Raw genomic sequence first — 11,146 nt, 5'->3', positions numbered from 1 at the left:
ATACTTACTGAACAACCATATCTTTAGTTTGTTCAACAGTCATAGTTTTGTCACCAGTGATGATGGCATAAACACGACGGTTCATAGCACGACCTTCTTCAGTATCGTTTGATGCGATTGGTTGGTCATAACCATAACCAACAGTTGATAGACGGTTTGGAGCAATACCGAATTCGTTAGTTAGCATAGATTTAACAGCAACGGCACGAGCTTCAGATAGACGTTGGTTATAACGTGCTGAAGGACCAGTTTTAGATGCATGACCTTCTACACGAGCTGTAGAGTTTGGATACTCACGCATTTTTTCTGCTACTTTAGCGATTTCTGGCTTGTATTGGTTTTTGATAGCTGATTTATCGTTATCAAAGAATACACGTAGTTCCATTTTTAGCTCATCAGTAATATCTACTGGTACTGGGCAACCACGCTCATCAACCACCACATTCATTGGAGTGCCTGGGCATGCATCCATGCTATCAGGTACGCCATCACCGTCAGAATCAAGGTCAGCTTCAACAACAACTACTGGAGTGTTGTCAACCATTGGCTCTTCCATTGGTGGTACTGCTACTGTAGGTGCTAGATGGCCACCAAGTACAACTTCTAGACCGGCCAAGGCCATGCCTTCCCACCAGTTGTTATCAAAGTTATGAATCGCACGAGCTTCACCACGTAGGCTTAGTGCATCGTTGATACGATACATAGCACCTAGACCTAGGTTACCGATAGTATCTTTAGTGCCTGAAACTTTGTCACCTGAAGAGTCTTTAATCTCAAGTTTAGATTGGCCAGCACCAACTAACACATATGGCTTAAGAGCGCTATCAGTATAACCAGTGAACTCTTCGGTACCAACTAAGAAGTTACCAGAGATCATTTCTTGCTCTGCATCGAAGTTATCAGAACCGTCTTGGCGGATAGCATCAGTATCTGATACACCATACTCTACTTGGAACTGAGTAGAAGGAGTAAGTTCGATACCTAAAGCGGCACCAGTATATAGACCGTCTTCTTTATAGTAGCTATCACCACTACCACTATAGTCGCCTAGTAATTCAGCTTGATCATCATCAGCGCCTTCGCTGTAGTGATAACCTAATAATAGTGGGCTAATAGTAACACCAGCATTAGCTGCTAGAGGTGCAGCTGTTACAGCGAACAGTGCTAAAGCAATTTTATTCAGTTTCATGGACTTCCTCCAAAGGATAATTTTAGTGATGCATTAAGCAAAACCGATTTTCAAGACGCTCTAAATTAGACATCTTTTACGCATTTTAGGTACAAAGCAAAACCAATTAAGAAGTAGCTTAGCGATTATCCATTCAGTTTACAACTTTTTTCGTTAACGAGCTACACATTATTACACGATAATGTTGTAACTAAAACACAATAGCCATTCTAAGTTACTTAGAACTAACACACCTTACGCTTTTTTATCTTTTGTATGTCAGTTCACGATAGATGCTAAATCAACTAGCACCTATCGTTTGAACATATTTTATTACAATTAATAATTTTTCTCTATTCCTAATGCACATTATTCACTAATTGGAAACATTTTTTGACAATAGACATATATTCTGTTTATATTAAAATAGTCGACTTTATTTGATATTCGAAGTAACTTATAAAAAAGTAATAATTTTGTATACTGCCAACAAACCAAAATACTAGGGCGTGTTGAACATTTGCAAATAGGCACTGCTGATCGCTAAAATGGTTCCAGACAAGGCACAAAGCGACGATAATGCAGATGCCTTAGCGAGATTTGTAACGCAGTATGGGGTAATTTTAGCATCAGCCCCAACGATAAAAGCAGGGGGACAGGACTCTTTTTGCCGCTTCATCGTTAAAAATAAGCGCTTAGAGTGACTAAACTTATTATTTTTAACATCGAATCGCCTAAAAAATAGTCGCTGTCAGTGCCATGGTCGAATGTTCAACACGCCCTAATCTTCATCAAGTATTTTTTCTACATAATGGATTAGCTAGATGTTGCAAATAGGCGCGATTATTCTATTTGGAAAGTCTGAAGCCATAGGATGTAGCAATCTATGAAATCGCTTTATAAAACATCATCAAATTATCGCAGATTACTGATAGTGGTTTTACCTGTATCTACTTTGATGAAGGGAATGCTTAGTCATGATAGGCTAATATTTCGAATAAATCAGTTGTACGCTCCACTACACCAGTTAACTATATGTAATAAACGTTCTGCAATGCATTTGCAAGCTTTAAGAGCTAAAGGTAGGAATGGCTTCACTCTTGTCGAGCTGATTGTTACTGTAACGGTGCTTGCTATCATAGTAGCGATTGCAACGCCAAGCATATTGACGCAATTAACGCGTATGGAAGCCAAACGCGTCAAAACCCAATTAGAGAACGCCCTCGCTTTGGCAAAAGCTGAAAGCTATATCACTAGACAAGATGTATTGGTTTGTTTATCGAATGACGGTATACAATGCGACCGCAATAGTGACAACATGCTTATATTATTCGTAGACAAAAACGGTAACAAAAACTTCGATACAAATGCTGATACTCTAGTACTCAATCAATATTTTAATTTAAAATATAGTACACTGAAACTCAGAGTCGGAGCGGGTCGCCATTACATCAAATTTTGGGGTGATAGTGGCAAACCTCGGGGGCATTTTGGCCATATCAAGTACTGCCCCACATCTACCTATAATGATGCAATGTACCAAATTTCTTTCAATCAAAACGGTCGAGTCAGTCAGAAGCTTAATCAAGACCACCCTACCGATTGTGATGGGTAATTGAATGCGGACAAAGTAGCAAGTACATTACCTTTAAGCATTTTAATACATCGCATTTTTTACCATAACAACAGCTTGCTATAATCCTAAATCATAGCGTGTTCTATATTTAACTCATCAACACCATCGGCCTAGGCAACAGTATCGATATTCCCACAAGTCAAGCCATGGCCTAAACTCAATAGATTTAAAAATGATAATCTCTTTATTGATAACGTTGTTGCTGTTGCCATAGCAGCCGACTTTGTAATGGTTGATAATCAAGTAGATGATCTATCAGATGCCGATGTAGCTTTGACCAATTATTCAGCGTTGCTTTAGTGATACCTAGGTAGGCCATCTCGATAATATCGATACCCTTAAATATAGTCTGTCCGGTACTACTCTCTAAATGCTCGGACTCTATAGCATTCTGCATGATTGGCAGTAACCCCACATCAGGTAAAAAAGCGATATACACAATTAGGTTCGATAGTATGTTCGATGTTATCATGCGTTAGCGTTAAGGTGAAACCTAACTCATTGAATAGGTGCTGCTCAAATTGGCGCAAACATAAACGAAGCTCAGTGTTATCTAAAGGTTGCTTCAGCTGCTGTAAACTGTCCTGATAATGTTGCCACAATACCGGCATTGGATCTTCGGTCGGTAACAATCGCCACAGTATCTCATTAAGGTACAACGCCGCATATTGGTGCTGTCCATTGATATTACTATAAGGTACAGTAGATAGTGTGGCAGAGGTACCTTCTTTTGCTCGTTACTTGTTTGGAGAGTGGTTTGCGAAGTAATCTGGATTTGAGTGAATGTCTTTAAGTCGCGTTTGCCAGTGGCAAATAGCTGTAAAGGCATAAATAACGGTGCACCTTTTTCCCAACACCATGTATCACACCATGCTGCTGAGAAAAAAGATAATACAACGCACGCTTTTCTTGATAAGGACGCTGATGTAATAAATAGCCAATTAACGCTTCGTTACGCATCGTTTATTACCTCAGCATTTAACATATGGATAGCAATATTACCGTACTATGCGTGATTGCTATCAATATCCCAAACTGGTTAATGCACGTTCGTCATCAGACCAGCCACGTTTGACTTTTGACCCATAGCGTTAGCATAATCTTTTGTCAAACAGTTGCTCCATGTCTTTACGAGCATCCATACCGACTTGCTTGATGCGCTGGCCTTTATCACCAATAACAATGGCTTTTTGACCACTGCGCTCAACATAGATAGTTGCATCAATAAAGGTACAGGCTTTACGTGGACGCCCTGTCTTTGGATCTGTATGCGCAGGCTCGTCTTTAAACGCGTCGATCTGTACAGTCAAGTCGTATGGCACTTCATCACCAGCACTACGCATGATTTTTTCACGAATGATTTCGCTCGCTAAGAATCGCTCTGAACGGTCAGTGATTTGCTCTGTATCATAAATAGGTGCAGCAACTGGTAAATGTGAGGCAATCACTTCTTGCAAACGATCTAAGTTTTGGTTCTTGAGCGCCGATACTGGCACGATATCAGCAAAGTCAAAACTTTCATTAAAGGTTTCAATAAGCGGCAATACGCTGCCTTTATCTTTTAAAGTATCTGATTTATTAATGACCAGTACGATCGTTAAATCGGTCTCACCAAGCTTTTGCAGCGTCAATAGATCATCATCACGCCATTGATCTGAGTCAACAACGAACAATACCAGATCAACATCTACTAGAGCGGATACTGCCGCTTTATTCATACGCTCATTAATAGCCCGTACTTCATTGCGATGGATGCCTGGCGTATCGACAAACACCGCCTGCATCTCGTGATTGGACAAAATGCCATGAATACGGTGGCGCGTCGTTTGCGGCTTACGTGAGGTAATTGATAATTTTTGACCCAATAAGTGGTTCATCAACGTTGACTTACCGACGTTTGGGCGTCCAACGATAGCCACATAGCCTGATCTAAAATCATCAGCCAACTGGGCACTACCACTTGGTGCAAAAAACTCTTCAATCGCCAGATCGTTTTCTAGTGTGATATCTTCTACGCTATCTGCATTCGTATCGACATCTGTATTTTCAATCATATTTTGAGTACTATCTTCATTATTCGATGGCACATCAGGGTGATTGCTCATAAGTTGATCCTATAGGGTTTATATCCAGCCAAATATGACTTAATAGTTTGTCGGTGTAGTTACTATTGGATATCAGCTGGTAATATTTGAAATAAGTAGTATACAAGGTAAATTAGGTCTATGCCGCTTCAGGTCTTATCACGCAAAAGCGGCATTGTTGACTCAGAAATATGCCTATAATCACCTGCGAATATTCGCTAAGAGCGTTTTTTAGCGGATCCTGGAAGTTTGTGCAGCTGATTAATCATAAGTTCTGCTGCTTTTTGCTCAGCGATGCGGCGACTTTCACCAGATTCAGTAATATCAGAGCAGTTTTGAATATTCACGTGACAGCGTACTACGAAAATTTGATGGGGAGCGTTGCCACGTGTTTCCATAAGCTCGTAGCTTGGCAAATCAAATTGCTTAGACTGTAACCACTCTTGCAAACGGCTCTTCGCATCTTTTAGTGCTTTTTGGTCATTGACGTTGTCAATCAAGTCTCCATACCAAGAGAGTACGCAATGACGAGTAATCTCCATATCTTGACTGTCTAAATAGATGGCTCCAATCAAAGACTCTACCGCATCCGCCAATATAGAAGCACGATTACGGCCGCCACCCTTACGCTCACCCACGCCTAATATCAGATGGTTAGACAGCTCTAGATTTTGCGCGATAATAACCAATGATTCTTGGCGGACCAAAGTTGCACGCATACGGGTTAGACGCCCTTCGTTTTGATTAGGATAACGATGGTATAAAGCCTCACCCACAATCATGCCCAAAAGCGCATCACCCAAAAACTCTAGACGCTCATAGTTTTTTTTGCTGTCAAATGAGCGGTGCGTCAATGCAAGCTTTGGCAGGCTCAAATCATTAAATACATAGCCTAACTTGCGCGTTAAGACTGCTAAGCGCTGAGTAAATTCTGAGCTAACAACAAGCGTGTCGACAGACGTGCTATTTTTTTTGGAAGTAAGAACCGCTTGGGAATGTTGCGAAGTTGGTTTCATGCGTGGCTTGTGGTTATCCCTTCTGTTTTACAGATTCAGTTTAATAAGAGTCTATATTGGATTTTGTTGAGGACACTAAAGCGCTGTCCTATCTTATAATTATTTATTCTGCTGTAGCCATATCGATGTCTCCTTCGAAACGATTCACAATATCGACATTGCTAAAGAACGTATTGGTTACTGCATATTCTTTATGAATGGCCAATTGGCCCGTTTTTTTATTGGTAAAAGTGAATACATCTTCTGCCTTGGTGTCATAGTCAGCATTGATGGATAGCTGTTTATTAACACGCTCAACGAATTGCTTGGCTGTCTCGTTATTGTCATTGGCTACTTTAAGCTCTGCACTCAAAAGTTTCGTGAGCTGATAGTCACCAATTTGAGCAGGCACAATGGCCACTAGGAGTTTAACCGCGATCCCCAACATCATAATAATGAGAACGATGTTTGTCACACTAGCACCGCGCTGCGTGGCAAGACCAGATAACTGCTGCATTATGATATCCCTCTACAGATAGATGACTATTTTTAATAGCGTTCTATACCTATGACTTAGATAGTAAAACGCTATTTATTGAATAGTAACGATATTAGCATAAAACTATTATCGATAACTCAATCAATAGAGTACTCATGGTATTAATCAATGGTACCATTACGCTCGAAAGTTGGTAAGTTTAATCCTGGTGGTTTATGCATCCAAATATAGACCGCTTTACCCGCTAAATTTTCATCAGGAACAAATCCCCAGAACCTGCCATCTGCACTGCGATCACGGTTGTCACCCATCACAAAATAATGACCTTCTGGTACTTTAATGCGCCACTCTGTCCCCTCTGAGCTTACCACTTCTGGCGACTCTTGCTGTAAAAAAGGCGCATATTGGGCACTGTTCATCCCTTTTAGATAGCGAACCAAGTGCTGGTTCTCACCCTGCGTTTCTTGGAAGTACTGCGCGGCGCCTTCTTCTTGCTGACCCATCGCAGCCGCGCTTTCTGTCAGCACCTCGCCTGGACCCATCTGTCCTGGCAGATAAAGCTGTGATGTCAATTCAGCATTGGCTGAAAAATCGATAGGCGTTGTTTTTACGGGTACATCGTTAATAGAGAGCTTGCCTTGACTGTAGCTCACCGTATCGCCTGGCAAGCCAATCAAGCGTTTAATATAGTAAATGCTTGGGTTTTCAGGATAGCGAAATACCACCACATCACCAGGCTCAGGTGATCCTGTATCCAACACCTTATTGTAAGTCAGCGGTAAGCGGACGCCATAAGCATATTTATTGACTGCAATGAAATCGCCCGTATATAGCGTTGGCACCATGGAAGAAGATGGAATATTGAAAGGCTCAATCAAAAACGAGCGTACGATCAATACGACAGCCAACACAGGAAAAAAATCATAGGCCCATCGCACTAGCAGACTTTCTTGACCTCGACCGCGAGTTTTGCGCTGCTTGAGTGCCAGCTTATCTAGCAGCCAGACAATTCCTAAGCCTATGGTCAACGGCACTAAAATTAAATTGAAATCAAAATCCATACCAAATTGCCTATTAACGTGCTGTTTGTCTAGTTGCTTTAATCAAAAAACTGACGATATTCAACTGTTATGTACCAGAACTTTCTCAGATAAAGCGATGTATTAACTGTCCACTTGTAAAACAGCCAAGAAGGCTTCTTGTGGAATCTCCACACTACCCACTTGTTTCATACGTTTTTTACCTGCTTTTTGCTTAGACAAGAGCTTTTTCTTACGCGATACGTCACCGCCATAGCATTTGGCCAAGACATCTTTACGCATGGCTTTTACCGTACTACGTCCAATGATCTGACTACCAATTGCGGCTTGAATCGCCACATCGAACATTTGACGTGGAATCAGCTCTTTCATCTTGGTCACTAGCTGATTACCGCGGAAACGTGCTTGGTCTTGATGCACAATCATTGCCAAGGCATCCACCTTTTCACCGTTGATTAGCACGTCGACTTTAACCAATTTGTCCACTTGATAACGATCAAAATTATAGTCCAGTGATGCAAAACCACGCGAGACTGATTTTAGACGGTCAAAGAAATCCATGACCACCTCACCCATCGGAATATCAAAGATAACCTGAACTTGCTTACCCATAAAGCGCATATCAACCTGCACACCGCGGCGCTCAATACATAGGGTCATGACGTTACCCAAGTAATCTTGCGGTACTAAAATCTGACAGCGGGCAATTGGCTCACGGAACTCTTCAATATTGTTAGGCTCAGGCAGTCTTGATGGATTATCAACATAGATGACTTCACCGCCTTTCTTTTCAATCTCATAGATAACTGAAGGCGCAGTGGTGATCAAATCCAAGTCATACTCACGCTCTAAGCGCTCTTGGATAATCTCCATGTGTAGCATGCCTAAGAAGCCACAACGAAAGCCAAAGCCTAACGCGTCTGAAGTATCAGGCTCAAAAAATAATGACGCATCGTTGATTTGCAATTTCTGCAGCGCTTCACGGAATTTTTCAAAATCACTCGAATCGACTGGGAACATTCCTGCATATACTTGTGGCGTGATCTGTTTAAAACCTGGAATACGTTCAACATCAGGCGTACTGGCATGCGTAATCGTATCGCCAACTGGCGCGCCTGCAATATCTTTGATACCAGCGATAACAAAGCCTACTTCACCCGCTTCTAAAATACCCGTATCGACAGGTTTTGGCGTGAATACACCGATAGAGCTTACTGGATGAGCATCGCCCGTTGATTTGATATAGATCTTATCGCCTTTTTTTACCGTCCCTTCACGTACGCGAACCAGTGAGACCACACCCAGATAACTGTCAAACCATGAATCAATGATAAGTGCTTGTAAGGGTGCTTCACGGTCGCCAGTCGGTGCTGGAATGAATTCAACCAACGCTTCCAACAATTTATCGACACCCAGACCAGATTTCGCTGAAACACGAGGGGCATCAATGGCTTCTATTCCGATAATATCTTCAATCTCTTGAATGACGCGCTCAGGCTCCACTTGCGGTAGATCAATCTTGTTAAGGACAGCCATGACTTCTAGGCCCTGATCGACTGCGGTATAACAGTTGGCAACCGACTGTGCTTCTACGCCTTGCGCGGCATCGACCACCAATAGCGCGCCTTCGCAAGCGGCCAATGAGCGTGACACCTCATACGAGAAATCAACGTGACCTGGCGTATCAATAAAGTTAAGCTGATAGCGCTCACCATTAGGATGGTCATAATATAGCGTGACCGACTGCGCTTTAATAGTGATACCGCGCTCACGCTCAATATCCATCGAGTCGAGCACCTGCGCCTGCATCTCGCGATCTTGCAAGGCACCGCACATCTGAATAAAACGATCGGCAAGGGTCGACTTACCATGATCAATGTGGGCAATGATTGAAAAGTTACGAATATTGGCTAATGCAGTCACAAAGCGCCTACTAAATTAAAGGTGATAGAATAAAGATAAGAGATAAATATGGTCAAGTACACTTGATAAGATAGGTATGCTTCGTTAAAACGTATGCTACAGGTCAGCTGTTGTGTCGATCGTAATCCTTAGAATGGATAACCTCGCCTAAAGCCCAGTACTTAGTACGGTAACTCTGCTGCGCTTTTGTACGCACATACCAAAGAGTATTCTAGCAGTTTTCTACTGCAAAGTAAGGCGATTTTAGTAGCAGAGAAAGTATTTATCAAGTAAGCGAGACTGACAGACATCTAACAAGGAGTATTTGACTAAGCAATAGCACATACAAACCTTGTAAATGAAAGATTATTTCAGGTAAAAAAAAGCCAATCCCAGAGAGATTGGCTTTTTAATACTGCTATATATGGTGGCGATGGAGAGACTTGAACTCTCGACCTCACGATTATGAGTCGTGCGCTCTAACCAGCTGAGCTACATCGCCGTTTTAGGCTGCACATTATGCCCAAGCTGCTGACCGCCGTCAACCCCTAATGGGCATTTTTTGCAAAAAAATGAATGTCATTCAAATTAACTGCACTTACTTACTACAACAAATGATAAAAAAGGTTTGGTAAACCGATAAGCCGGGTTCTGTCGTGGACGATCATTCCTCTAGGCGTATCATCGCTGATACGCTCAAGCAACCTACCCGCATCGAACGCGGGCCGCGCCATGCCGATGCCTATTTGGTCTTGCTACGCGTGGAGTTTACCATGCCGTGAGATGTTGCCATTCACGCGGTGCGCTCTTACCGCACCCTTTCACCCCTTACCGATGACATTGGTGTCTTGCGACAATCAACTAAGTCAAAGGCGGTCTACTCTCTGCTGCACTGGTCGTCAGATTACTCTGCCCAGCCGTTAGCTGGCACGCTGCCCTATGTAGCCCGGACTTTCCTCCCTGCTCATCTGTTGCCAGTGTACAGCGGCGATCGCCTAGTCTACCAAGCGCGCTAGTATAGCAAAACTAACGCCTGTATGGGAATGTCTTTTCGGCTTATTTTTAGAATGACTATGACTACCTAAAAGACACCTTAAAAACTTAGATAAACGCTGTTGGCAAGGCTATGTCAGCATCATCTGAATGTTCATTTGCTTGTTTGGCTAAGACCAGCCAGTGCGCTTTTGGGGTAATGGCAAGCCAAATACGCCTGCAAAAAAATCAATGGTACTATTTGCAATCTCAGCATCCGTTTGTTCAGCATCATCATGGATATGGTTGTAAATCACACTATGGATCATTAAGCCGCGCGATTTTATCGCCTCCAAACTAAGCAACGTATGATTGATGCTGCCCAGTCGGCCAGAGGTGACCAAGACGATAGGATAGCCTTGCTTGGCAATATAGTCCAAGGTTAATAGTTGCTCATTTATCGGTACCAGTAGCCCGCCTGCCCCTTCAAGCAACACCAACTCATAATCGGCTTGCAATGCGTTGGTGGCATCGGTAATCACATTGATGTTAAGAGGCTGATTGGCCAATGCTGCGGACAGATGCGGTGACGCAGGCTTCTCATAGCGATAAGGACAGGTGGTAAAGTCCAAATCGCATGGCTGTAGTGGCATCTGCATCAATTGACGGTGACTTAAAATATCATCCGCAATGCCTAGTTCGCCATCTGCTTGTTTACTGATGCCTGTTTGTACCAACTTTTGCGTGATAACGTTGACGCCTTGCTGCATTAATGATTTGGCAAGCAGACCCGTGGCATAGGTTTTGCCAATATCGGTATCAATGCCGGATACAAATAGCACGCTCATGG

6 protein-coding genes, 1 tRNA gene, 1 other RNA gene and 3 pseudogenes are annotated in these 11,146 nt (G+C 42.6%); 1 reads left to right on the top strand and 10 read right to left on the bottom strand.

What is annotated here, in order from left to right; all coding sequences use genetic code 11:
- Positions 1–4 precede the first annotated feature (4 nt).
- Positions 5–1,189 carry an OmpA family protein gene (locus tag PKHYL_RS02560; RefSeq protein WP_186475117.1) on the bottom strand — a complete coding sequence of 395 codons (1,185 nt, stop codon included), beginning with the start codon at positions 1,187–1,189 and terminating at the stop codon, positions 5–7.
- Positions 1,190–2,054: 865 nt separating this feature from the next.
- Here PKHYL_RS02560 and PKHYL_RS02555 point away from each other — a divergent pair.
- Positions 2,055–2,783 carry a GspH/FimT family pseudopilin gene (locus tag PKHYL_RS02555; RefSeq protein WP_227517195.1) on the top strand — a complete coding sequence of 243 codons (729 nt, stop codon included), beginning with the start codon at positions 2,055–2,057 and terminating at the stop codon, positions 2,781–2,783.
- Between the two features lie 205 nt (positions 2,784–2,988).
- On the opposite strand, the pseudogene recO reads toward PKHYL_RS02555, so the two are convergent.
- The 9 genes and pseudogenes from recO to bioD form a co-directional block, all read right to left on the bottom strand.
- Positions 2,989–3,764: pseudogene (gene recO, locus PKHYL_RS18465) on the bottom strand (DNA repair protein RecO).
- 62 nt (positions 3,765–3,826) lie between these two features.
- A pseudogene (era, locus tag PKHYL_RS02535) lies at positions 3,827–4,858 on the bottom strand (GTPase Era).
- Positions 4,859–5,106: 248 nt separating this feature from the next.
- On the bottom strand, positions 5,107–5,904 hold the full coding sequence (rnc, locus tag PKHYL_RS02530; RefSeq protein WP_071002298.1) for a ribonuclease III: 798 nt from the start codon (positions 5,902–5,904) through the stop codon (positions 5,107–5,109).
- 103 nt (positions 5,905–6,007) lie between these two features.
- The gene (locus PKHYL_RS02525; protein ID WP_223334848.1) at positions 6,008–6,400 is read right to left on the bottom strand and encodes a DUF4845 domain-containing protein; all 393 of its coding nucleotides are present in this window, start codon (positions 6,398–6,400) and stop codon (positions 6,008–6,010) included.
- A gap of 143 nt (positions 6,401–6,543) precedes the next feature.
- Positions 6,544–7,443 (bottom strand): signal peptidase I, encoded by a 900-nt coding sequence (gene lepB, locus PKHYL_RS02520; protein ID WP_240365903.1) that lies wholly within the window; start codon positions 7,441–7,443, stop codon positions 6,544–6,546.
- Between the two features lie 102 nt (positions 7,444–7,545).
- Complete coding sequence (gene lepA / locus PKHYL_RS02515) at positions 7,546–9,345, bottom strand: translation elongation factor 4 (RefSeq protein ID WP_071002301.1); 1,800 nt, start codon at positions 9,343–9,345, stop codon at positions 7,546–7,548.
- 404 nt (positions 9,346–9,749) lie between these two features.
- A tRNA-Met gene (locus tag PKHYL_RS02510) sits at positions 9,750–9,826 on the bottom strand.
- A 122-nt stretch (positions 9,827–9,948) separates the two neighbouring features.
- Positions 9,949–10,331: RNase P RNA component class A (gene rnpB / locus PKHYL_RS02505), an RNA gene on the bottom strand.
- Positions 10,332–10,425: 94 nt separating this feature from the next.
- Positions 10,426–11,144 (bottom strand): annotated as a pseudogene (bioD, locus tag PKHYL_RS02500) (dethiobiotin synthase).
- Positions 11,145–11,146 lie beyond the last annotated feature (2 nt).

This window comes from Psychrobacter sp. KH172YL61 (assembly GCF_007182895.1).
In the GTDB taxonomy this organism is placed as follows: domain Bacteria; phylum Pseudomonadota; class Gammaproteobacteria; order Pseudomonadales; family Moraxellaceae; genus Psychrobacter; species Psychrobacter pacificensis.
Note: the sequence above shows the minus strand (reverse complement) of the source record. Positions and strands in the feature narration are given on the sequence as shown.

What these genes read in the sequence shown, in the direction of transcription:
- PKHYL_RS02560 (WP_186475117.1), bottom strand. Translation starts at nt 1,189, where the DNA reads ATGAAACTGAATAAAATTGCTTTAGCACTGTTCGCTGTAACAGCTGCA.
- PKHYL_RS02555 (WP_227517195.1), top strand. Translation starts at nt 2,055, where the DNA reads ATGAAATCGCTTTATAAAACATCATCAAATTATCGCAGATTACTGATA.
- rnc (WP_071002298.1), bottom strand. Translation starts at nt 5,904, where the DNA reads ATGAAACCAACTTCGCAACATTCCCAAGCGGTTCTTACTTCCAAAAAA.
- PKHYL_RS02525 (WP_223334848.1), bottom strand. Translation starts at nt 6,400, where the DNA reads ATGCAGCAGTTATCTGGTCTTGCCACGCAGCGCGGTGCTAGTGTGACA.
- lepB (WP_240365903.1), bottom strand. Translation starts at nt 7,443, where the DNA reads ATGGATTTTGATTTCAATTTAATTTTAGTGCCGTTGACCATAGGCTTA.